21 protein-coding genes and 2 tRNA genes are annotated in these 22,522 nt (G+C 65.6%); 8 read left to right on the forward strand and 15 right to left on the reverse strand.

Going from position 1 to position 22,522, the window contains the following annotated elements; all coding sequences use genetic code 11:
• Positions 1–18: 18 nt before the first annotated feature.
• Positions 19–975 carry a thiamine-phosphate kinase gene (locus CSQ99_RS16615; RefSeq protein WP_099040094.1) on the reverse strand — a complete coding sequence of 319 codons (957 nt, stop codon included), beginning with the start codon at positions 973–975 and terminating at the stop codon, positions 19–21.
• Between the two features lie 74 nt (positions 976–1,049).
• On the opposite strand from CSQ99_RS16615, the gene CSQ99_RS16620 reads away from it, so the two are divergent.
• Together CSQ99_RS16620 and CSQ99_RS16625 are read left to right on the forward strand one after the other, a co-directional pair.
• Positions 1,050–1,292, forward strand: a complete 243-nt coding sequence (locus CSQ99_RS16620) for an Lrp/AsnC ligand binding domain-containing protein (RefSeq protein ID WP_099040095.1) — start codon at positions 1,050–1,052, stop codon at positions 1,290–1,292.
• 10 nt (positions 1,293–1,302) lie between these two features.
• Positions 1,303–1,872, forward strand: coding sequence for a DUF3515 domain-containing protein (locus CSQ99_RS16625; protein ID WP_099040096.1), 570 nt, complete (start codon positions 1,303–1,305; stop codon positions 1,870–1,872).
• Here CSQ99_RS16625 and CSQ99_RS16630 read toward each other — a convergent pair.
• The 3 genes from CSQ99_RS16630 to CSQ99_RS16640 all read right to left on the reverse strand — a co-directional run bounded on the left by CSQ99_RS16630 (position 1,869) and on the right by CSQ99_RS16640 (position 5,193).
• Entirely contained in the window at positions 1,869–3,026 is a 1,158-nt protein-coding gene (locus CSQ99_RS16630) for a D-alanine--D-alanine ligase family protein (protein WP_099040097.1), read from the reverse strand. The two genes, CSQ99_RS16625 and CSQ99_RS16630, sit on opposite strands and share 4 nt — an antisense overlap.
• A gap of 61 nt (positions 3,027–3,087) precedes the next feature.
• Positions 3,088–4,191, reverse strand: coding sequence for a cystathionine gamma-lyase (locus tag CSQ99_RS16635; RefSeq protein WP_099040098.1), 1,104 nt, complete (start codon positions 4,189–4,191; stop codon positions 3,088–3,090).
• A 3-nt stretch (positions 4,192–4,194) separates the two neighbouring features.
• Complete coding sequence (locus CSQ99_RS16640; RefSeq protein WP_099040099.1) at positions 4,195–5,193, reverse strand: NAD(P)H-dependent glycerol-3-phosphate dehydrogenase; 999 nt, start codon at positions 5,191–5,193, stop codon at positions 4,195–4,197.
• A gap of 44 nt (positions 5,194–5,237) precedes the next feature.
• On the opposite strand from CSQ99_RS16640, the gene cofC reads away from it, so the two are divergent.
• The 3 genes from cofC to mutT1 are packed head-to-tail and all read left to right on the forward strand — an operon-like array spanning position 5,238 to position 9,135.
• On the forward strand, positions 5,238–5,882 hold the full coding sequence (gene cofC / locus CSQ99_RS16645) for a 2-phospho-L-lactate guanylyltransferase (protein WP_099040125.1): 645 nt from the start codon (positions 5,238–5,240) through the stop codon (positions 5,880–5,882).
• A 52-nt stretch (positions 5,883–5,934) separates the two neighbouring features.
• A complete protein-coding gene (locus CSQ99_RS16650; RefSeq protein ID WP_099040100.1) occupies positions 5,935–8,154 on the forward strand; it encodes an RNA degradosome polyphosphate kinase in 2,220 nt (739 codons plus the stop codon).
• Between the two features lie 51 nt (positions 8,155–8,205).
• Positions 8,206–9,135 (forward strand): 8-oxo-(d)GTP phosphatase MutT1, encoded by a 930-nt coding sequence (mutT1, locus tag CSQ99_RS16655; protein ID WP_099040101.1) that lies wholly within the window; start codon positions 8,206–8,208, stop codon positions 9,133–9,135.
• Positions 9,136–9,257: 122 nt separating this feature from the next.
• Here mutT1 and CSQ99_RS16660 read toward each other — a convergent pair whose 3' ends face one another.
• The 3 genes from CSQ99_RS16660 to leuC form a co-directional block, all read right to left on the reverse strand.
• Positions 9,258–9,890: an HU family DNA-binding protein gene (locus CSQ99_RS16660; RefSeq protein ID WP_099040102.1), complete on the reverse strand. Its 633-nt coding sequence runs from the start codon at positions 9,888–9,890 to the stop codon at positions 9,258–9,260.
• A 193-nt stretch (positions 9,891–10,083) separates the two neighbouring features.
• Complete coding sequence (gene leuD / locus CSQ99_RS16665) at positions 10,084–10,677, reverse strand: 3-isopropylmalate dehydratase small subunit (protein WP_099040103.1); 594 nt, start codon at positions 10,675–10,677, stop codon at positions 10,084–10,086.
• Between the two features lie 10 nt (positions 10,678–10,687).
• Complete coding sequence (leuC, locus tag CSQ99_RS16670) at positions 10,688–12,124, reverse strand: 3-isopropylmalate dehydratase large subunit (RefSeq protein WP_099040104.1); 1,437 nt, start codon at positions 12,122–12,124, stop codon at positions 10,688–10,690.
• Positions 12,125–12,162: 38 nt separating this feature from the next.
• Here leuC and CSQ99_RS16675 point away from each other — a divergent pair, with 38 nt between their 5' ends.
• The gene (locus CSQ99_RS16675; protein ID WP_099040105.1) at positions 12,163–12,864 is read left to right on the forward strand and encodes an IclR family transcriptional regulator; all 702 of its coding nucleotides are present in this window, start codon (positions 12,163–12,165) and stop codon (positions 12,862–12,864) included.
• 134 nt (positions 12,865–12,998) lie between these two features.
• Here the strand turns inward: CSQ99_RS16675 and CSQ99_RS16680 are convergent.
• From CSQ99_RS16680 to CSQ99_RS16695, 4 genes are all read right to left on the reverse strand, one after another.
• Positions 12,999–13,071: transfer RNA gene (locus CSQ99_RS16680), tRNA-Glu, on the reverse strand.
• Positions 13,072–13,131: 60 nt separating this feature from the next.
• Positions 13,132–13,206: transfer RNA gene (locus CSQ99_RS16685), tRNA-Gln, on the reverse strand.
• Positions 13,207–13,323: 117 nt separating this feature from the next.
• Positions 13,324–14,802 carry a glutamate--tRNA ligase gene (gene gltX / locus CSQ99_RS16690; protein WP_099040106.1) on the reverse strand — a complete coding sequence of 493 codons (1,479 nt, stop codon included), beginning with the start codon at positions 14,800–14,802 and terminating at the stop codon, positions 13,324–13,326.
• Positions 14,799–15,587 (reverse strand): fumarylacetoacetate hydrolase family protein, encoded by a 789-nt coding sequence (locus CSQ99_RS16695; protein ID WP_099040107.1) that lies wholly within the window; start codon positions 15,585–15,587, stop codon positions 14,799–14,801. The genes gltX and CSQ99_RS16695 overlap by 4 nt, the downstream gene beginning before the upstream one ends.
• 115 nt (positions 15,588–15,702) lie before the next feature.
• On the opposite strand from CSQ99_RS16695, the gene CSQ99_RS16700 reads away from it, so the two are divergent.
• Complete coding sequence (locus CSQ99_RS16700) at positions 15,703–16,887, forward strand: MFS transporter (RefSeq protein WP_099040108.1); 1,185 nt, start codon at positions 15,703–15,705, stop codon at positions 16,885–16,887.
• A 4-nt stretch (positions 16,888–16,891) separates the two neighbouring features.
• Here CSQ99_RS16700 and CSQ99_RS16705 read toward each other — a convergent pair whose 3' ends face one another.
• From CSQ99_RS16705 to serA, 3 genes are read right to left on the reverse strand one after another with little or no spacing between them, the layout of a single operon-like run.
• Positions 16,892–17,449 (reverse strand): hypothetical protein, encoded by a 558-nt coding sequence (locus CSQ99_RS16705; protein ID WP_245908949.1) that lies wholly within the window; start codon positions 17,447–17,449, stop codon positions 16,892–16,894.
• Positions 17,450–17,480: 31 nt separating this feature from the next.
• Positions 17,481–18,491: a 3-isopropylmalate dehydrogenase gene (locus CSQ99_RS16710; protein WP_099040109.1), complete on the reverse strand. Its 1,011-nt coding sequence runs from the start codon at positions 18,489–18,491 to the stop codon at positions 17,481–17,483.
• Complete coding sequence (serA, locus tag CSQ99_RS16715; RefSeq protein WP_099040110.1) at positions 18,488–20,074, reverse strand: phosphoglycerate dehydrogenase; 1,587 nt, start codon at positions 20,072–20,074, stop codon at positions 18,488–18,490. Before serA ends, CSQ99_RS16710 begins: the two co-directional genes overlap by 4 nt.
• A 30-nt stretch (positions 20,075–20,104) precedes the next feature.
• Between serA and CSQ99_RS16720 the strand changes: the two genes are divergently transcribed.
• On the forward strand, positions 20,105–21,535 hold the full coding sequence (locus CSQ99_RS16720; protein ID WP_176561055.1) for a phytoene desaturase family protein: 1,431 nt from the start codon (positions 20,105–20,107) through the stop codon (positions 21,533–21,535).
• Between the two features lie 9 nt (positions 21,536–21,544).
• Here CSQ99_RS16720 and CSQ99_RS16725 read toward each other — a convergent pair whose 3' ends face one another.
• Positions 21,545–22,489 (reverse strand): MerR family transcriptional regulator, encoded by a 945-nt coding sequence (locus CSQ99_RS16725; protein WP_281258486.1) that lies wholly within the window; start codon positions 22,487–22,489, stop codon positions 21,545–21,547.
• Between the last annotated feature and the right edge of the window lie 33 nt (positions 22,490–22,522).

Consider the following 22,522-nt stretch of genomic DNA (forward strand, 5'->3'; position numbering starts at 1 on the left):
CTTAGCGTGCGTGCTGCCTCAGAACGACTGCCAGCCCGGATCTCCATGCCAGGACCTCCCGTCCACCACGACTCTCGCCGGACCGTCAAGCACCCGTCCGATCACCCGCCAGCCCTCGGGCGGCGCCCCCGGGAATGTTGCGACCAGCGCGTGATCCTCGCCTCCCCCAAGGATCCAGTCCGACGGATCGACCGCCAGCGCGGCACCCGCCGCCGTGAGCGGATCGCGGTCTGCGCCCAGCGAATCCGATGACAGATCGATGCCGACACCCGATGCCCGCGCAATATGCCCGAGATCGGCCACCAGGCCGTCGGAGACATCGGTCATCGACGTGGCACCCGCATCCGCGGCGACGCGTCCATGGCCGTACGGCGGCTCTGGCACCAGATGCCGGCGACGCAGCGCGTCAAAATCTTGAATACCGTTGAGCGCCAGCATGTATCCGGCAGCCGACCAACCGAGTTCGCCCACGACGGCGACGGTGTCACCGGCATGGGCACCAGCTAGACGTACTGCCTCGCGGCCGCCGAGGTCACCGAGCGCGGTCACCGAGATCACCCATTGCGGCGCCGTCACCAGATCGCCGCCCACGATGCCGGCGCCGATCCGTCGGGCCTCGTGCCACATGCCGTCGGCGAGCTCGACAGCGTGCGCTGCGGGCGTGTCACCGGGCGCTCCGAATGCGACGACGAACGCGGTCGCCGTCGCACCCATCGCCTCGACGTCCGCCGCGTTCTGTGCGATTGCCTTGCGGCCGACGTCGTGTGGCGTAGACCAGTCCAGCCGGAAGTGGCGCCCCTCGACGAGCATGTCCGTCGACACCACCGTCGCGCCGTCGCGGGCCAGCACCACCGCGGCGTCGTCACCGGGACCCAGTGCCACCGCGTCCGGCTGTTCGCGGCCTGCGACAAGCCGGTCGATCACGGCGAACTCGCCCACCGCGGCGAGCGTCTCGAGGGGCTCATCGCTCGCCATGTCGCCTCCCCTGAGCTGCGGTACGTTTGATCCCTGCGGCGTGGAGTCTATGCAGCCAGAAGGAGGACAGCCGGGTGGTCGAGGCTTTCATGCTGATCCAGACCGAGGTGGGCCGCGCTGAGGTCGTCGCCAAACAGCTCGCGGGGCTATCCGGAGTGCTGTCTGCCGAGTACGTCACCGGCCCCTATGACGTGGTGGTGCGAATCGGGGCGTCCAGCCTCGGCGAACTGCAGGCCGGAGTGGTACCCAGCGTCCAGCAGGTCGCCGGCATCACCCGCACACTGACCTGCCCGATCGCCGACGGAGCCCGCCCTTAGAGTTTGGTCGGTGGACACCGAAACCCGCGACGGCCCGCCAAGGGCGCTGATGATCACGGCGATCGTGGTGGCCGTCGCCGCTGTCCTCGCGATTCTGGCCTTTGCGGCACTTCGACAGACCCCCGCCACGGACAAGCCCGTCGCGATCGTCTCGGTGCCTGCGCCGCAGGCCGACAGCGCAGACTGCAGAGCACTGGTCGACGCGCTGCCCGAACAGCTCGGCGAATTCCGACGTGCTCGCGCGGCCGATCCTGCACCGCCGGCGGCCGCGGCATGGCGCGCCACCCCGGACGGCGAGGCCGTGATCCTGCGGTGCGGTGTGGACCGGCCCGCGGAGTTCGTGCTCGGCAGTCCACTTCAACTTGTGGACGCGGTGTCGTGGTTTCGGGTTGGCGAACCAGGGGCGGGCGAAGGCCAAGGCACCGACCAAGCACGCAGTACCTGGTTCGCCGTCGATCGCCCGGTGTATGTGGCCTTGACGCTGCCCGCCGACACCGGCCCGACACCGATCCAGGAGATCTCGCGGTTGATCGCGAAGACATTGCCCGCCAAGGCGGTTGACCCCGCGCCGGTAAGCTAGCGCAGGCCCGTTCCGCGCTTCCGCGCCGTTTCGACCATGGTGGCCAACAGCGTCGGATAGTCGACACCGCTGGCGGCCCACATCCTCGGAAACATCGAGATGGTCGTGAACCCCGGCATCGTGTTGATCTCGTTGATGACCGGGCCGTCCTCGGTCAGGAAGAAGTCGACACGGGCCAGACCCTGGCAGTCGATGGCTCCGAATGCCCGAATCGCCAACTGGCGCACTTCATCTGCGATGCTGTCGTCGACTTTGGCAGGCACGTCGAGCTCCGCGGCGTCCTCGAGATACTTCGTCGCGAAGTCGTAGAACGAGTCCTCGCGGCCGCGGACACCCACGACGCGGATCTCACCGACGGTGCTCGCCTCGACCCGGCCGTCGGGGAATTCCAGTACCCCGCACTCCAATTCACGCCCGATGATCGCCGCCTCGACGATCACCTTGGGATCGTGCCGTCGCGCGATCTCGATCGCGGTGGGCAGCTGATCCCACGCCGTCACGCGACTCACGCCGATAGACGATCCGCCGCGGGCGGGCTTGACGAACACCGGCAGCCCGAGTCGTTCGCGGTCATCCAGGCTCAGCGTCTCTTGCCGCGGTCGCAGCACGGCCTGATCCCCGATGGGGAGCCCCTCTGCTGCCAACAGCTTCTTGGTGAACTCCTTGTCCATGCCCGACGCGCTGGCGAGCACCCCCGCACCGACGTAGGGCACACCCGCCAACTCGAGCAGCCCCTGAATGGTGCCGTCTTCGCCATACGGGCCGTGCAGCACCGGGAACACCACGTCGACTGCCCCGAGCACCTCTGGGGCGCCCTGGCCGACCGAGAGCAGCTCACCCCTTCGCCCGGGATCGGCAGCGAGGGCGAGCTCCTTGCCCGAGGCGCCGGTGACCTGCGGCAACCGCCCGTCGGCGATGGCGAGGGTGTCGGGCTCGGCGTCGGTCAGCATCCACGCCCCCTCGGGAGTGATGCCGACAGCCACCACCTCGAAGCGCTCCGGATCGAGATTGCGCAGGATGCTACCTGCGGAAACGCAGGAAATTGCGTGTTCAGAGCTGCGGCCGCCGTAGACGACTGCGACGCGGACACGTCCGGTCGCGCCCGAGCTCGATGTCGCCGGCGGACCAGCTCCGGGCCCATCACGGTCAGTCACAACCTAGAGAGGCTACCGTCCACCATTGCAACAGGTCGCTTCAATTCGCTGACCTGCAATTTCACTGTAAAGCCCGTTCGAAATCACTGATCAGATCGTCGGTGTCCTCGATGCCGAGCGCGATACGGGCGAAGCCGTCGCTGACCGGATCGCCCCAGCGGATCCGGCGGTCCACCGAGGTGTGAATACCCCCGAAGCTCGTCGATGCGACGAGCAGCGCGCTGCGATCCACCAGCGCGTGCACAGCATCGGCATCGGTCAACTCGATCGCGACCAATCCACCGAACCGCTTCATCTGCTGCGCCGCGACCTGATGCGAGGGATCGTCGGGCAGACCCGGATACCGGACCCAGCGCACCGCCGGATGGGCCCGCAGCATCACCGCGAGCGCTTGGGCGTTTTGACACTGTCGATCAAACCGCAGACCTGCGCTGCCGAGACTTCGCAGCACCAGCCACGCCTCGAACGGCCCGAGAATGGCGCCGGCAAGTAGGCGTTCCTGTTCGACGGCGGCCATCAGTTCGGGATGGCTGCCTGCGACGTATCCCGCGATCAGGTCGCTGTGACCCGACAGCGCTTTGGTCGCGCTGGCCACCACGAGGTCTGCGCCCAGGGACAGCGGTTGCTGACCAAAGGGCGTCGCGGTGGTGTTGTCGACGACGAGCGTCGAACCCCTACGCCGGCAATCCATCGCCAACCGGTGCAGGTCGACGACATCGAGACCGGGATTGGCCGGCGTCTCCGCGAGCACCACGTCGGCATCGGATGCCGCGGCGCACATCCCGGCGCTCTCGGCCTCTACGACCGTGACCCCTTGTGACGCAAGGTATTCCTTGGCATAGCGACGGACCTGGTTGTAGCCGTCGGCAGGAACCACAAGTTTGGTGCCAGGCTTCGCGAGCACCCGCAACACCGACGTGATAGCGGCCATTCCGGAACCGAATACCAGCGCCGCCGCGGCTCCCTCGAGTTCGGCGAGCGCCGACTCCAATTGCCGCCATGTGGGATTCGAGTAACGTCCGTACTTGTCGAGCGGCTGCGCCTCATCCGGCGAGAGATGAAACGTCGACGCGATCACCGGCGGGGCAACGACGGGATTACCCGGAACTGGTTCCGAACCAACTGCTTTGACGCTGCGCGTCGAATCGCCGTACAGTCCGTCCACGTCCTACTCCGGCTTCGTAGTGCGGCCGAGCAGCAGTGCCACCGCCTCATACACCGATGCGCCCTTGTGGCAGACCCGATTCACGGCATCGGTCAGCGGCATCTCGACGTCGTAGCTCTCCGCAAGCGCGAGAATGGATTGGCACGACGCCACGCCCTCGGCGACGTGCCCATCCGCGGCGCGCGTCGCGGACTCCATGCTGCCGCCCTGGCCGAGCCGTTCGCCGAACGTGCGGTTGCGCGACTGCCGTGAGGTGCACGTGGCGATGAGGTCACCGACGCCAGCTAGGCCCGCCAGCGTTGCCGGCTTGGCGCCCAACGCGATTCCGAGTCGCATGATCTCGGCAAGGCCGCGAGTGATGATCGCTGCTGCCGTGTTCTCCCCCAGCCCCACTCCGGCAGCCATGCCAGACGCCAGCGCGATGACGTTCTTGCATGCGCCGCCGACTTCGGCGCCGATCACATCGGCGTTGGTGTACGGGCGGAAGTAACCGGTCGAGAACGCGCGCTGCAGCGTCACGGCCCGCCCGGAGTCGTTGCAGGCGACGACGGTTGCGGCGGGTTGCTCGTCGGCGATCTCGCTGGCCAGGTTCGGCCCCGAGATCACCGCGACACGCGAGGGGTCCGCACCGGTGACTTGCACGATCACCTGGCTCATGCGCATCAACGTATCCAGCTCGATGCCCTTGGCCAGGCTCACCAACGTCGCGTCGCCGCCAATCAGGGGGGCCCACTGCACCAGGTTGGTGCGCAGCGTCTGCGCGGGCACGGCCAGCAAAATCGTGCACGCCCCGCTCAGCGCTTCGGCCGGGTCACTGGTCGCGCGGATCGTCTCCGGCAGCTCGGCGTCACCTAGATAGAAGGGATTGCGATGTGTGGTGTTGATCTCGTCGGCCAACTCGGGACGACGTGCCCACAAACGCACCTCATTGCCGGCGTCTGCCAACACCTTGGCCAGCGCCGTTCCCCATGCTCCGGCCCCCAGCACCGCCGCCTCGACCACGCCTTCACCCTAGCGCGGCACGGTCGGCTGGCAGGATGGCGTTCATGGGCGGGTCATCGGAGGCCGATGTCGGGCTGGTGATCGCCGTCAAACGGCTGACCGCTGCCAAGACACGGCTGGCGCCGGTCTTCTCGGCGGCCACCCGCGAAGGCGTGGTGCTGGCCATGTTGATCGACACCATCACGGCGGCCTCGGCGGTGCCGGCGGTCCGGTCGATCACGGTGGTGACACCGGACGACGTCGCGGGCGAGGCCGCCCGGCAGCTCGGCGCCCGGGTACTGCCCGACCCGACGCCACAGGGCCATCGGAACCCACTGAACAACGCCATCGCGGCCGCGGCGGACGCGGTGCGCGTCGAGACGTCGAACATCGTTGTGCTGCAGGGTGATTTACCCGCACTCCAGCCACAAGAACTGCGCGAGGCCATCGCGGCCGCGCGCGCCTACCCTCGCAGCTTCGTCGGCGATCGGCACGGCACGGGCACTTCGGCGTTGATTGCTCTCGGTGTCGCGCTGGATCCGCAGTTCGGCGCAGATTCGGCTCAGCGCCATCGGCATTCGGGTGCGATCGAGTTGACCGGCGCCTGGCCCGGCCTGCGCTGCGACATCGACACACCCGACGACCTCCTCGTCGCGCGTCGCCTCGGGGTCGGCACGACAACGGCGCAGGCCATCGCCGGTGCCAGATAACAGTTCGTCCATCGGTGGCAGCACGACTGCTCGATAGGGGATCATCTGTGGAATGACGGAAGCCGATACCGAGATTCTCGCCACCGACTCCGGGTCGGCGACCGGAGCCGCGCAGCCGGCGCCACCCGATACGGCGTCTGCTCGGCCGGGGCCGCGGCACACCGGAGATTCAGCGCCTGAGGCCCCGCCTGCGGCAACCTCGCAAGCGGTCGACAACGCGCTGCCCGAGGACCGCTATCTCAACCGAGAGCTGAGCTGGCTCGACTTCAACGCGCGGGTCCTTGCGCTTGCGGCCGACCCGTCCCTGCCGCTGCTGGAACGCGCGAAGTTCCTTGCCATCTTCGCGTCCAACCTCGACGAGTTCTACATGGTGCGTGTCGCGGGACTCAAGCGGCGCGACGAGATGGGGCTTTCGGTGCGGTCTGCCGACGGCTTGTCGCCGCGTGAGCAGTTGCGCCGGATCAACGAGCGCACCCAGCAGATCTCCAGTCGGCATGCCCACGTGTTCCTCGACGCGGTGCGCCCTGCGCTCGCCGACGAGGGGATCGTGATCGTCACATGGGCCGAAGTCGACGAGGACGAGCGTGCACGGCTCTCGACGTATTTCCACGAGCAGGTGTTCCCGGTACTGACACCGTTGGCAGTCGATCCGGCTCACCCCTTCCCCTTTGTCAGCGGGCTGAGCCTGAACCTGGCCGTCACGGTCCGGCAGCCCGAAGACGGCGGGCAGCACTTCGCGCGAATCAAGGTGCCCGACAACGTCGACCGCTTCGTCGAGTTGGCGCGCCGCGAAGGCTCATCCGATGTGGTGCGGTTCCTGCCGATGGAGGAACTGATCGCAGCGTTCCTGCCGGTGCTGTTCCCCGGCATGGACATCGTCGAGCATCACGCGTTCCGCATCACGCGCAACGCGGACTTCGAGGTCGAAGAAGATCGTGACGAAGATCTGTTGCAGGCGCTGGAGCGAGAACTCGCGCGGCGGCGCTTCGGTTCCCCGGTTCGCCTCGAGGTGTCCGATGACATGACCGAGAGCATGCTCGAGTTGCTTCAGCGCGAACTCGACGTGGACGGCGGCGATGTCATCGAGGTACCCGGCCTACTCGACCTCTCGTCGCTCTGGCAGATCTACGGTCAGGATCGTCCGGCACTCAAGGACCGTCCCTTTGTGCCGGCGACACCACCCGCATTCGGCGAGCGGGAGACCCCCAAGAGCATCTTCTCGACACTGCGCGACGGCGACGTCCTGGTGCACCACCCCTACGATTCGTTTTCCACCACGGTGCAACGGTTCATCGAGCAGGCGGCCGCGGATCCCAACGTCTTGGCCATCAAGCAGACGCTCTATCGGACATCGGGCGATTCGCCGATCGTCAACGCGCTCATCGACGCCGCTGCGGCAGGCAAACAAGTAGTCGCCCTAGTTGAGATCAAGGCGCGCTTCGACGAACAGGCCAACATCAAATGGGCCCGCGCACTGGAGCGGGCGGGCGTACATGTGGTCTACGGACTGGTCGGGTTGAAGACGCATTGCAAAACCTGCCTGGTGGTGCGGCGTGAGGGATCCACGATTCGGCGCTACTGCCATATCGGCACCGGCAACTACAACAGCAAGACCGCGCGCCTCTATGAAGATGTCGGCCTGCTGACCGCCGCCCCGGACATCGGCGCGGACCTCACCGATTTGTTCAATTCGCTCACCGGTTATTCGCGCAAGGACTCGTACCGCAACCTGTTGGTCGCGCCAAACGGCGTCCGCAGAGGGATCATCGAACGGATCGAACGCGAAATTGCGGCCAAGCAGTCCGGCGCCGATGCGGGCATTCGGCTCAAAGCCAACGCATTGGTCGACGAGCAGGTGATCGATGCGCTTTACCGAGCATCGCAGTCGGGTGTCGGCGTCGAGGTCGTGGTTCGCGGCATCTGCGCATTGCGTCCGGGGGTGGCCGGCTACTCCGAAAACATCTCGGTGCGCTCGATTCTGGGCCGCTTCCTCGAGCACTCGCGCATTATTCACTTCCGCGCCACCGACGAGTTCTGGATCGGAAGCGCCGACATGATGCATCGTAATCTCGATCGACGAGTCGAGGTGATGGCTCAGGTCAAGGATCCGAGGCTGGCTTCGCAATTGAACGATGTCTTTGATTCCGCCCTCGACCCGGCTACCCGGTGCTGGGAGTTGGACATGGACGGTAAGTGGACAGCATCGCCACGAGAGGGTGAAACGGTTCGCGACCACCAGGTGTCGTTGATGGAACGCCACCGGCAACCTTGAAACTCGTCGGCTGTGAGCTCGCCAGGGCCCGAATGACCAGCAGGAGTTGACGTGCCGAGGGACAACCCACCTCACGCAGTTCCGGACAATGCTGTTTTCGCCGCAGGTGCGGTGCTATGGCGGCCGGGTGATGGTGCCTCCGCGCCCGAGGTCGCGGTCATTCACCGTCCCCGTTACGACGACTGGTCGCTGCCCAAGGGCAAGGTCGACCCCGGCGAAACCGAACCCGTGACCGCCGTGCGCGAGGTGGCGGAGGAGACCGGCTACGCGGCGCACCTCGGCCGCCGGCTCGCCGCGGTGAGCTATCCCGTCGAGCAGAACATCAAGAAGGTCCGGTACTGGACGGCGCGCGCAATCGGCGGCGAGTTCAGCCCGAACGACGAAGTCGACGAACTCAAATGGCTTCCCGTGGCCGAAGCCATCAAGGCGGTCGGCTACCCGCACGACCGAAAGGTACTACGTCGCTTCAAGAAGTTGCCGGCCGATACGAAGACGGTATTAGTCGTTCGGCACGGCACCGCGGGCAGCAAGTCCCGATACAAGGGTGACGACCGTAATCGTCCGTTGGACAAGCACGGGCGCGCCCAAGCCGAGTCTCTCGTCGGACAGCTGTTGTCTTTCGGCGCCAACGAGCTCTACGCCGCCGACCGGACACGCTGTCGGCAGACGATCGAACCGTTGGCCGAAGAGCTCGGTCTCACCATCAGCAGCGAACCGCTGCTGACCGAGGAAGCCTATGCGGACAACCGAAAAGCCGCCAGAAACCGGTTCCTCGAGATCGCCGCGGACACCGAAGGCACGCCGGTGATCTGCACACAGGGCAAGGTGATTCCGGATCTGATCGCGTGGTGGTGTGAGCGCGACGGGGTTCGCCCGGACAAATCACGCAACCGCAAGGGCAGTACGTGGGTGCTGTCGCTGTTCGACGGACACCTGGTCGCAGCCGATCACATCGGCAGTCCGCTCGCCGTCAAGAAATGAAATCTGCCGGGGGGGGACCCGCCCCGAAGCCGCTAGCCTCGCGACACACAAACACGCCGTGGGTCGCATTCGTTCGATTGCCGGCTTAGCCAGCACGACCCACGGCGTGTTCGATGTTGAACTTACCTGCGGCCCTTCTTGGCCGGAGCGCGCTTCACGGCCTTCTTGGCCGGGGAACGCTTCACCGCCTTCTTGGCTGCAGTGCGCTTCACGGCCTTCTTGGCCGGGGCCTTCTTCACGGCCTTCTTGACGGCTGACTTCTTCACAGCCTTCTTGACTGCCGCCTTCTTCACCGCCTTCTTGGCTGCGGTGCGCTTCACGGCCTTCTTGACGGCTGCCTTCTTCACAGCCTTCTTGACTGCTGTGCGCTTGACCGCCTTCTTGGCGGCCTTCTTGGCCGCGACCTTCTTCACGGCCTTGCGGGCGCCGCCCGCAGTCACACCACGCTTCACTGCTGGTCCTTCCGCCGGGAGGCGCTGTGCGCCAGAGACAACCGCTTTGAACTGAGCGCCGGGCCGGAAGGCCGGCACGGATGTTGGCTTAACTTTCACGGTCTCGCCGGTGCGCGGGTTACGCGCAACACGAGCGGCACGACGGCGCTGTTCGAAAACACCGAAGCCGGTAATGGTGACACTGTCACCCTTATGAACCGCACGCACGATGGTGTCTACAACATTCTCCACCGCAAGGGTTGCCGACCGACGATCCGAGCCCAGTTTCTCCGTGAGTACGTCGATGAGCTCCGCTTTATTCATGCAAAACCTCCGAAAACCAGTAGCCCACTTTGGGCCGACTAGTGGACACGGTAAACCCAATGACCACTGATTTCCAAGAGCCACGCGCAATTTCACGAGAATCTAGCGAACTTTCTTGCCCCCCTTGGGCTCCTGCCGGGGGCCCGGATAACCGGGTTCGGTGGTGATGATTTCGGCTCACTGAGCCATTTCGTCACGACTGCAAGGTGCGCGGTTTCCAGCTCGGTCGGCGCGCTTCATACGAATCGATTTCATCGCATTTCCGCAGCGTAATGCCTATATCGTCGAGTCCTTCGAGAAGTCGCCAGGCGGTGTAATCGTCAATGTTGAACGGCACCATGACCGTTCCCGCGGTGACGTTCCGATCTTGAAGATTCACAGTAATTTCCATGCCCGGATGCTCCTCAATGAGCTTCCACAACAGTTCGACATCATCTTGTGCGACTTCGGCCGCCAAGAGGCCCGCCTTGCCCGCGTTGCCCCGAAAAATGTCGGCGAAGCGAGACGAGATGACGACTTTGAATCCGAAGTCCATAAGCGCCCAGACGGCATGCTCGCGTGACGAGCCGGTGCCGAAATCGGGACCCGCCACCAACACAGACCCTTTGTCGAACGGGGCGAGATTCAGCACGAACGACGGGTCGTTGCGCCATGCCGCGAACAAGCCATCCTCGAAACCTGTTCGGGTTACCCGCTTCAAATAGACCGCCGGGATGATTTGGTCAGTGTCGACATTGGTTCGCCGAAGCGGAACCCCGATGCCGGTGTGTGTGCGAAATGGTTCCATGACGGGGCTCCTATGCGTGAGTCAGATCAGCAGGCGAGGACAACGTGCCACGCACAGCGGTGGCGGCGGCGACCGCAGGCGACACCAAATGTGTGCGACCACCCTTGCCTTGGCGCCCTTCGAAATTTCGGTTGGACGTCGATGCGCAGCGCTGTCCTGGCTCCAGTTGATCTGGATTCATTCCAAGACACATCGAGCAGCCCGCCTGCCGCCACTCCGCGCCGGCGGCGGTGAAGATCTCACCGAGACCCTCTGATTCGGCCTGCGCACGCACTCGCATCGACCCGGGAACGACGAGCATCCGCACGCCGTCGGCGACCTTGCGGCCCCTCAACACGTCGGCGACCACTCGCAAATCCTCGATGCGCCCGTTCGTGCACGAACCGACGAAGACGGTGTCGACCGTGATGTCACGCATCGCCGTTCCGGGCCGAAGGTCCATATACGCCAATGCTTTTTCGGCAGATTGACGTTCACCGTCGTTGAATATCAGCTCGGGGTCTGGCACCGCTGCCGACAGTGGCACCCCCTGCCCGGGGTTGGTTCCCCACGTCACAAACGGGCTCAGAGCCGAAGCGTCGATGTAGACCTCGGTGTCGAACTCGGCACCCTCATCGGTGCGCAGTTCACTCCACGCCGCGACGGCCGCATCCCAATCGGCGCCCTGCGGCGCGTGCGGACGACCGCGTAAGAACTCGAAGGTCGTCTCGTCGGGCGCGACCATGCCCGCGCGTGCGCCCGCCTCGATGCTCATGTTGCAGACCGTCATGCGACCTTCCATCGACAGCGCTTCGATCGCATTGCCGCGGTATTCGATGACGTAGCCCTGTCCTCCGCCGGTACCGATCTTCGCGATCACCGCCAGGATGATGTCTTTGGCACTCACACCGGCAGGCAGCTGCCCGTCGACGTTGACCGCCATCGTCTTGAACGGCCGCAGCGGCAGCGACTGCGTCGCGAGCACATGCTCGACCTCCGATGTACCGATGCCCATCGCAAGCGCACCGAACGCGCCATGCGTCGAGGTATGGCTGTCCCCGCACACCACCGTCATGCCGGGCTGGGTGAGTCCCAACTGCGGACCGATGATGTGAACGATGCCTTGCTCAACGTCACCCATCGGGTGCAACCGGATGCCGAACTCTTCACAGTTGCGACGCAGCGTTTCGACCTGAGTGCGTGACACCGGATCGGCGATCGGTTTGTCGATGTCGATCGTCGGCACGTTGTGGTCCTCGGTGGCGATGGTCAGATCCGGCCGGCGCACCGGGCGGTTGTTGAGCCGAAGGCCGTCGAATGCCTGGGGGCTGGTCACCTCGTGCACCAGGTGCAGGTCGATGTAGATGAGGTCGGGTTCGCGCGCGGCGCCTTCACCCACACCGAGGGCGACGACGTGGTCATCCCACACTTTTTCGGCGAGTGTGCGTGGTTTATCTTGGGCTGCCATCTTGACTTTCTCACATTCTGGGAAGCTAATATCTCCCTGTGAGACAGGATAGCGGTATCGGCGTGTTGGACAAAGCGGTGGGCGTGCTGCACGCGGTCGCCGATTCGCCGTGCGGACTCGCCGAACTGTGTGATCGCACCGGCCTGCCGCGGGCGACCGCGCACCGGCTCGCCGCGGGCCTGGAAGTACACCGGCTGTTGATCCGCAACGGAGACGGCCAATGGCGGCTCGGGCCCGCGCTCACCGAATTGGCAGGACAGATCAACGACCCACTTCTGGCCGCGGGCGCGGTGGTGTTGCCGCGCCTACGCGAGATCACCGGAGAGAGCGTGCAGCTCTATCGCCGCGAAGGCACCGCACGGATCTGTATCGCGGCGCTGGAACCACCTGCCGGGCTTCGCGATACCGTTCCGGTCGGCGCGCGACTGCCGTTGACGGCGGGCTCGGGGGCCAAGGTGCTGCTGGCTTACGCCGACGCCACCACTCAACAGGCAGTGTTGCCGACGGCGAAGTTCACCGATCGGACTCTCGCCGAGGTGCGCAAACGCGGCTGGGCGCAGAGCGCCGCCGAACGCGAGCCCGGAGTGGCGAGTGTGTCGGCGCCGGTGCGCGACGCTCACGGCGCGGTGATCGCTGCTGTTTCGGTGTCGGGCCCGATCGATCGAATGGGACGACGTCCAGGAGCGAGATGGGCGGCGGATTTGTTGGCGGCGGCAGATGCGCTCACGCGCCGACTGTGAAAATCGACCTTGGCACCGCAAGCTCAATCGACTCGGCATGAGAGCAAGCTCTCTGCCCTCGGCTCACTCGCTTGTCCGCAAGCTCAATCGCCTCGGCATGAGAGCAAGCTCTCTGCCCTCGGCTCACTCGCTTGTACCCCCGATGGGATTCGAACCCACGCTACCGCCGTGAGAGGGCGGCGTCCTAGGCCGCTAGACGACGGGGGCCAGAACATTTCCGGACCGCCAGCATAGCCCAGGAGGCAACGCCGACAGAAATCACCGAAATGGCTGGGGTACCAGGACTCGAACCTAGAATGGCGGTACCAGAAACCGCTGTGTTGCCAATTACACCATACCCCATGGGGCGCCCGTAACCGCAGGCCACAAGCTCTTTTCAACCCTGCTAAGCACTCGGCGCTGCCGCCGCGCGTTGTTCCGGGCCGACGAGCAGACTACCAAAGATTCGCGGGCCTATTTTCACGCCTTGGCCGTGAGGGCGGCGGCGTGGTCACGGCCCGCTCGCAGCCGCCTGAGACTGCGGTCTCGACCCAGTAGCTCGAGCGATTCGAACAGCGGTGGGCTGACCGACGCCCCGGTGGCGGCGACCCGGATCGGACCGAACGCCTTGCGGGGCTTGAGCTCCATATTCTCCAACAAGGAAACCTTCAGCGCGTTTTCGATCTCGGCGGTGGTCCACTGCCCGACCTTGTCCAGCGCGCCGAGCGCAGCGTCCAGAACGGCCACGGCGTCTGTCCCCAGTTCCTTGGCTGCAGACTTCTCGTCGAGGACGAATTCGCCGTCGTTGAGGAACTTCAGCAGGTCCCATGCGTCCCCGAGCACAACAATTCGGGTCTGAACGAGTCGGGCGGCCTCCGCGAACTGCGCGTCGTCGAGCCCCGTGTCGTGCTCGTGCTCGGCGAAGTAGGCGGCCAACCGGACGGTGAAATCCTCTTCGCTCAACATCCGGATGTGTTCGGCGTTGAGTGCGTCCGCCTTCTTCTGATCGAACCGGGCCGGGTTGGAGTTGACGTCGACGACATCGAACGCAGCCACCATCTCGTCGAGGCTGAATACGTCATGGTCCTCGGCGATACCCCAGCCCAATAACGCCAGATAGTTCAGCAGACCTTCGGGAATGAAGCCGCGATCGCGGTGGAGGAACAAATTCGACTGCGGATCGCGCTTGGACAGCTTCTTGTTGCCGTCCCCGAGAACGCTTGGCAGGTGTGCGAACTCGGGTACCCGCTCTGCGACACCAATTCGAATCAGCGCCTGATATAGCGCGATCTGGCGCGGTGTGGACGGAAGCAGATCTTCGCCGCGCAAGACGTGGGTGATCTTCATCAGCGCGTCATCGACGGGATTGACCAATGTGTACAACGGATCTCCGCTGGCGCGAGTCAGCGCGAAATCGGGAACTACGCCCGCCGCGAACGTGGTGTCCCCGCGGACCAGGTCGCACCAGGTGATGTCCTGCGCGGGCATCCGCAGCCGAAGCACCGGCCTGCGGCCCTCGTCGATGAACGCGGCGCGCTGCGCCTCGGTGAGTTCGCGGTCGAAGTTGTCGTAGCCCAGCTTCGGGTTCCGGCCGGCGGCGACGTGGCGTGCCTCCACTTCCTCTGCGGTCGAGAACGCCTCGTAGGCCTCACCGGACTCCTGTAGACGCGCAAGCACGTCACGGTAGATCTCGCCACGCTCCGACTGCCGGTACGGCGCGTATGGGCCACCGATGTCAGGACCCTCGTCGTAGGTCAACCCCAACCAGCTCAGGGCATCGAGGAGCGCCAGATAGCTTTCCTCGCTGTCCCGTTCGGCATCGGTGTCCTCCAGCCGGAACACGAACTCCCCACCGCAATGCCGCGCGTAGGCCCAATTGAACAGCGCCGTACGGATCAGGCCCACGTGCGGCGTGCCGGTCGGCGACGGGCAGAACCGCACGCGCATACCGGCCGTCATGCCTTTCCTTTGCGCACAACCGGATTCGACAAGGTCCCGATTCCTTCAATCGTGATGCTGACGGTGTCCCCGTCCTCGATCGGGCCAACACCGTCCGGCGTTCCGGTCAGGATGATATCGCCGGGCAGCAGTGTCATCACCGCCGAAATCCATTCCACGATCGCGCCGATATCGTGAATCATCAGCGACGTCCGACTGTCCTGTTTGGTCTCGCCGTTGACCTCGGTGCGCAAAGCCAGATCGGACGCATCGAGATCGGTGACGATCCACGGCCCGATCGGACAGAACGTGTCATGCCCCTTCGCCCGGGTCCATTGGCCGTCTGCTTGCTGTTGATCCCGCGCGGACACGTCGTTGCCAATCGTGTAACCCAGGATGTTCTCCGCGGCGCGGGCGGCGGGAACATCCTTGCAGGGTCGGCCGATGACTACGGCGAGCTCACCCTCGAAGTGCACCGGGTTGGCGTCGGCCGGCAGCTGGATGGGCACGTTGGGCCCGATGATCGCCGTGTTTGGCTTCATGAACATCACCGGGTGGGGGAAATCACCTCCGCCTCTTTCCGCGATGTGTGCCGCGTAGTTCTTTCCGATGCACACGACCTTGCTGGCCAGAATCGGCGCGAGCAGGCGCACATCGGCCAGCGGCCACTCCCGTCCCGTGAAGGTCGGCGTGCCGAAGGGGTGCTCTGCGATTTCTTTGGCGATCGCCTGAGTCGGATCATCGGGGGGACCCTCGATGCTGACGAAGGCGACCCCGTCGGGGCTGGCGATACGTCCAAGGCGCATTCGCTCAGCCTAGTGGCCGCGATCCTCGGTGTTGCGAGCGCTCCCGCCCCAGTGCTTTCTCAGATAATGGGATAGCAATTCAGATATGTGAGATCGACATGCGACCATGGGGGCCATGTCCGGGGACCCGATCAGCACCGCGCGACGCTGGTCGATGCTCGTCGTCGCACTGACCGCGACGACGAGCGCCAACGTGTTCATCAACGGTGCGGCGTTCCTCATTCCGAGCCTGCAACGCGAACGCGGGCTCGACCTTGCGGCGGCTGGCCTGATGTCATCGCTGCCCAGCTTCGGCCTGGTCCTCACGCTCATCGCGTGGGGTTACATCGTCGACCGCGTCGGCGAACGCATCGTGTTGACTCTCGGGTCGGTGCTCATCGCTGCGGCCGCGTTCGCGGCTGCATCCGTCGACTCATTGTTCGCCATCGGTGTGTTCCTGCTTCTCGGTGGGATGGCGGCCGCAAGCAGCAATTCAGCCAGCGGCCGGCTCGTGGTCGGCTGGTTCCCACCGGATCAACGCGGATTGGTCATGGGTATCCGCCAAACCGCGACGCCGCTGGGGGTCGGCTTGGGCGCCTTGGTGATTCCGAGAGTCGCCGAGACCTACAGCATCTCGGCGGCCTTGCTGTTCCCGGCGATTGTGTGCGCCGTCTCCGCGGTCATTTGCGCGGTGGCCGTGATCGATCCGCCGCGGCCGCCGCGCTCCGAGGCACCGGCCGAGCACCTGGCCAATCCCTACCGCGCATCGACGGTGCTGACCCGGATTCACGCCGTCTCTGTGCTGCTAGTGGTGCCGCAATCCGTGCTGTGGACGTTCGCACTGGTGTGGTTGATGACCGACCGTGGGTGGTCGGCGGCATCGGCAGGTGCGCTCATCACAGTGACCCAGGTGATGGGCGTATGCGGTCGAATCGCTGCCGGCCGTTGGTCGGATGTGACGGGCTCGCGGCTGAAACCGATTCGCACCATCGCGCTGGCGGCCGCCGTCGCGATGGGACTGTTGGCGCTGAGCGACTCGCTAAGTTCCCCGGTCAGCGTGGCGATGATGGTCGTCGCGTCCGTGATCACCGTGTCGGACAACGGGTTAGCGTTCACCGCCATCGCCGAGATAGCCGGACCGTTCTGGAGCGGCCGAGCGCTGGGTGTGCAGAACACCAGTCAGCACTTGACCGCCGCCGCTGCCGCCCCGGCTTTCGGCGCATTGATCGGCGTCCTCGGCTTTCCGGTGGCGTTCGCCGCGTGTGCGCTGCTGCCGCTGCTGGCCACGCCGCTGGTCCCGGTTGAGCCAACGCGAACGTGAAGCCTCACTCTCGTTGCGAGCGACGCGGCAGTATCACCAATGCGGCGATCAAGAAACACAGTGCGCCGATGAAGGTGCCCGTGTTGGCCAGCACGGCATCCTCGGTGACACCGGTTTCGCTGACGAACGCACCGAGCGCGGATACCGCGAAGGCCACGCAACCAATCATGTTGATCCACTCGCTCTGCCAGTCGCGGGATTTCAGCTCGACGATCCCGACGACGGCTGTCACGGCGACCACGCCAAGCACCCCGCTGAGCAGAAATGCCAGGGATCCGGTCGCATCCGGTGCCCACACCAGGCGCCGCTCCGGCTTGACCGCATGTGCCCACAGGGCGGCACCGGTGCTGATGTTGAACAGGATGGTTCCGGCGAACTGAGCAGCCGCCGAAAGCCACCCGATCCGCATCGCGGGTCCGGACAGCACCAACTGCATCCAGCCCGCGGTGGTGAAGAACCAGGAGCCGATGAAGCACAACAGATTGGCGAAACCGGCACCCGCCACTGCGGACAACCCGGGAATCGTCGCGGCCGCAAACAACGACGAGCCGATTGCGAACAACCAGCACTGCCGCGTCAGGGTGGCGACGCGACTAGAGATTTGACGCGATCCGATCGCCGATCTCAGTGGTGGACCGAGCCTCGTCGCCGCGCGTGGCCAGGTGCTGTTCGACAGCCTTGTCGACGCGGGCTGCCGCATCGATTTCACCCGCGTGGGAAAGCAACAGCGCGATCGACATGATCGCCGCCGTCGGGTCGGCGATGCCCTGTCCCGCGATGTCGGGTGCGCTGCCGTGCACCGGTTCGAACATCGACGGATTGGTCCTGGTGGCATCGATGTTGCCGCTCGCGGCCAGTCCGATGCCGCCACAGACCGCGGCGGCCAAATCGGTGACGATGTCGCCGAACAGGTTGTCGGTGACGATGACATCGAACCGCCCCGGGTCGGTGACGAGGTGGATGGTCGCGGAGTCGACGTGCTGATAGGCGATCTCGACATCGGGGTACTCGGTGCCGACCTCTTGCACGGTGCGCCACCAGAGTGCACCCGCATACGTCAGGACGTTGTTCTTGTGCACCAAGGTCAACTGCTTGCGCCGGCGTGCGGCGCGGCCGAATGCGTCCTGCACGACCCGTCGCACGCCGAACGCGGTGTTGACACTGACTTCGGTGGCGATTTCATGGGGTGTGCCCACGCGGATCGCCCCGCCGGTCCCCGTGTACGGGCCTTCGGTACCTTCACGGACCACGACGAAGTCGATCTCCGGGTTTCCCGCCAGCGGACTGCTCACCCCCGGATAGAGCCGGGCTGGGCGCAAGTTGATGTGATGGTCGAGTTCGAACCGGATCCTCAGCAGCAGACCCCGTTCGAGCAGGCCGCTGGGCACCGATGGATCGCCGATCGCACCGAGCAGGATCGCATCGTGCGCGCGAAGCTCGTCGAGCACGGATTCGGGTAGTACCTCGCCAGTGGCGTGGTACCGCCTCGCCCCGAGGTCGTAGTTGGTCTTGTTCACACCTGGCAGCACGGCGTCGAGCACCTTGACCGCCTCGTCGACGACCTCCGGGCCGATGCCGTCGCCTGCGATGATCGCCAGTTTCACGTGAGGTCCACCACTTCCAGCAGCTTGGCGCCGACAGCCGCGGTGATCGCGGCACGGACGTCGGAGGGAACATCGCGGTCGATACGCAACAGGATCGTCGCGCCCGGCCCCTCCGCGTCCTCGCTGAGCTGGGCCGCGTGAATGTTGATGTCGGCGGCGCCAAGGAGCGTGCCGATCTTGCCGAGCGTGCCCGGCTGGTCGATGTAGTTGGCGATCAGGTAGACGCCCTCGGCGCGCAGATCGAAGTTGCGGCCGTTGATCTGAACGATCTTCTCCACCAGTTGCGGACCCGACAGCGCGCCGGACACATTGGCCACCGAGCCGTCGGAGTACACCGCACGGACGTCGACGACGCTGCGGTGGTTCGGACTCTCGGTCGCGGTACTGATGTCGGCCTCGACACCGCGCTCGGCGGCAAGCGCAGGCGCGTTGACAAACGTCACCGGGTCTTCGATCACAGCGCTGAACAAACCGCGCAACGCCGAAAGCCGAAGTATGTCGACGTCTTCAGAGGCCAGCTCACCGCGGACCTGAATCGACAGCGACACAGGTAGTTCGGCGGACAGCACACCGACCAGCAGCCCCAGCTTGCGCACCAGATCCAGCCACGGCGCGACCTCCTCGCCGACGACACCTCCGCCGACATTGACCGCGTCGGGCACGAACTCTCCGGCCAGCGCCAGCTTCACACTCTCGGCGACATCGGTGCCCGCCCGGTCCTGAGCTTCGGCGGTCGACGCACCGAGGTGTGGCGTCACCACCACCTGCGGCAATTCGAAAAGCGGGCTGTCCGTGCACGGTTCGGTGGAGAACACGTCGAGACCTGCGCCGCGCACATGGCCGCTGTTGATGGCGTCGGCCAGCGCGGCCTCGTCGATCAGCCCGCCGCGAGCGGCGTTGACGATGATGACGCCCGGCTTGGTCTTCGCCAGATTCTCCTTGCCGAGGAGGCCCGCTGTCTCCTTGGTCTTGGGCAGATGCACCGAGATGAAGTCGGCGCGGCCCAACAGTTCGTCGAGGGTGAGCAGTTCGATACCCAGTTGGGCGGCTCGGGCTGCAGACACGTACGGGTCGTACGCGACGACGTGCGTGCCGAAGGCGGCCAGTCGCTGGGCCACCAGTTGTCCGATCCGCCCGAGGCCGACGACGCCGACGGTCTTGCCGAAGATCTCGGTGCCGGAGAACGCCGAGCGCTTCCACGTGTGCTCGCGAAGCGTCGCATCGGCGGCGGGGATCTGCCGCGCCGCCGAAAGCAGGAGCGCCAGTGCATGCTCGGCGGCACTGTGAATGTTCGAGGTCGGCGCGTTGACCACCAGGACGCCGCGGGCGGTGGCGGCATCCACGTCGACGTTGTCCAGACCGACGCCGGCACGGGCGACGATCTTGAGCTTCGGCGCTGCGGCGAGCACCTCGGCGTCCACGGTGGTCGCCGAGCGCACCAGTAGTGCGTCGGCCTCGGGCACGGCGGCGAGTAACTTCTCTCGGTCCGGACCATCGACCCAGCGCACTTCTACCTGGTCACCCAGTGCGGCGACGGTCGAGGGCGCCAACTTGTCAGCGATCAATACAACGGGCAGGCTCACGCGGCCAGCCTAATGGGCTGTAATTGGGCGGTGGACGTCACCGTGGTCGGCAGTGGACCCAACGGATTGGCCGCCGCCGTCATCTGCGCGCGGGCCGGTCTGTCAGTGCAGCTTTTCGAAGCGCAGCCGACGTTGGGAGGCGGCGCGCGGACCCTGGCCGACCCCGAGTTCAGCGACGTCTTCCACGACGTCTGCTCCGCTGTGCATCCGCTGGCACTCGCATCGCCGTTCCTGACGGCGTTCGATCTACCCGCCCGCGGTGTGACCTTGAAGGTGCCCTCCGTCTCGTACGCCAATCCGCTTCCTGGCAAGCCGACGGCGGTCGGCTATCACGACCTCGACCGCACCTGCGCAGAGCTGCTCCACGGCGATTCGTGGCGCCGGCTGCTCGGTCCGCTCACCGACCGTGATGCTGGTGTCGTCGACTTCCTCCTCGGCGACAAACGTTCCATTCCGAGCGATCCGATCGCCGCCGCGTTCATCGCCCGAAACATGCTCGAGCAGGGCACCCCGCTGTGGGGCAGGCTCGCCGGCGAAGACGCCCGCGCGTTGTTCACCGGCGTTGCCGCACATGCCATCAACCGGATGCCGTCGTTCGTCACCACCGGTGCCGGACTGATGTTGGCCACACTTGCGCACACCGTCGGCTGGGCTATTCCGGTGGGCGGCAGCCAAGCTATTCCTGACGCGTTGATCGCCGACCTGCGCGCTCACGGCGGCACCATCACGGCGGGCGCAGAGGTCACCGAACCACCAGGCGGCGTCGTGCTTTTCGATACTGCGCCGACCGCGCTGTTGTCCATCTACCGGAACAGAGTGCCGGCTCGATACGCAAAAGCGTTGCAGCGCTATCGTTTTGGTCCCGGGGTCGCCAAGGTGGACTTCGTGCTCTCTGACGAGATTCCCTGGACTGATCCACGTGCGGCCCAGGCCCCGACACTGCACATGGGCGGCAGCCGGGAGCAGATGGCGCTTGCCGAAAAAGAAATCGCGGCGGGCAGGCATGCCGAATGGCCGATGGTGCTCGCCGCTCTCCCCCACCTTGCCGACCCGAACCGTACTGATGCGCAGGGACGCAGGCCGCTGTGGGCGTATGCGCACGTGCCGCACGGCTCGAGCGTCGACCAGGCCGAAGTGGTGACGAAGGTATTCGAGCGGTTCGCACCCGGCTTCCGCGATGTCGTTGTGGCGGTGCGGTCGGTACCTGCATCGCAGTTGTCCGACCACAACGCCAACCTCGTCGGCGGTGACATCGGTGTCGGCGGCAACTCCCTGATGCACGCGCTGACCGGACCGACGCCGCGATTGAACCCGTGGAGCACACCGATCCCGAAGGTCTACCTGTGCTCGTCAGCGACTCCGCCCGGCGGCGGCGTGCACGGGATGGCCGGGCTCTACGCGGCGCGCACGGTGCTACGCCGCGAGTTCGGGATCAAGACCTTGCCAGGCCTCTCGCCGTAGCCGCCAGGTCTACCCGCCGGACGCGAAGAAGTCGATGGCCGCGCGAAGGCTGTCCAGGCGCGGTGCGTGAAGCTCCTCAATCACCGCATCCCACCCTGGGCCGCCGACACTGACCGACGCATGTGCGGCCAGGTCGTTGACCATCCGAACGTCGGCGGTGTCCGCCGTTTGCGACCACAACAGCGCGGCCACCGGGCGCCCTCTGCGTTGGACCGCATCGATGATCGCTGTGCGCGGGACGTCGGCGCCGAGCATCAGCGCGCTGCGTCCATGCTCGACGAGTGCAGCGCGCAACGCTTCCAGGGCAAGCGAGTGTGTTTCACGCGAAGTGCACGCGAGGATGATCGAGGGGTTTTCGTTCGGTTCAGCGATGGGGAAACGCTGCAGGGAGCGCGACACCGTCCAGGACAGCGCATGCTCGACATCGATGCAGCCCTCTCCCTGGGCCTGCCGCAGCGCAATCGCATCGAATGCCGGGCGTACCAGTTGATCCCACGTGTCGAGCACACCGAAGTGGCGCAGGTGACGATCGAGCAGCAGGCCCGCGGTGAACACATCGAAATCGAAGGCGGACTCAAGCAGCGTAGCGACGTCACCACGCGCCGGCCGCACTGAGTCGATCGCCGTCCGCGCCGCACTGCGCGGGCTGGCGCCCTCGACGATCAATTCGTACATCCGACGCGCGACCTCGATATCGGTCTCGCTGTAGAGGCGGTGCCGGCCCGGACTGTGTTCGGGAGGACCCACGCCGTAGCGCTGATTCCAGCTGCGCAGCGTCGCGGTGGGCACGCCAACGCGTTCGGCGACGACGCGGACCGGGAACAGAGGTTCGTCCGCGTCGGTGCTCTGGGCACTCTTAGCCTCGATCCACCGACTGACCTGGTGTGTGGCTGTGAGGTCGGGCTGTCGTTGGTCGTCGGGTTGTGCGCATGAGGTAGCTGCTGGTTTGCCCAGCTTTTCCTCTGCGCTCCGTTCGGGGGCTTTCGG

It is taken from the genome of Mycobacterium neglectum (assembly GCF_002591975.1).
GTDB lineage: Bacteria > Actinomycetota > Actinomycetes > Mycobacteriales > Mycobacteriaceae > Mycobacterium > Mycobacterium neglectum.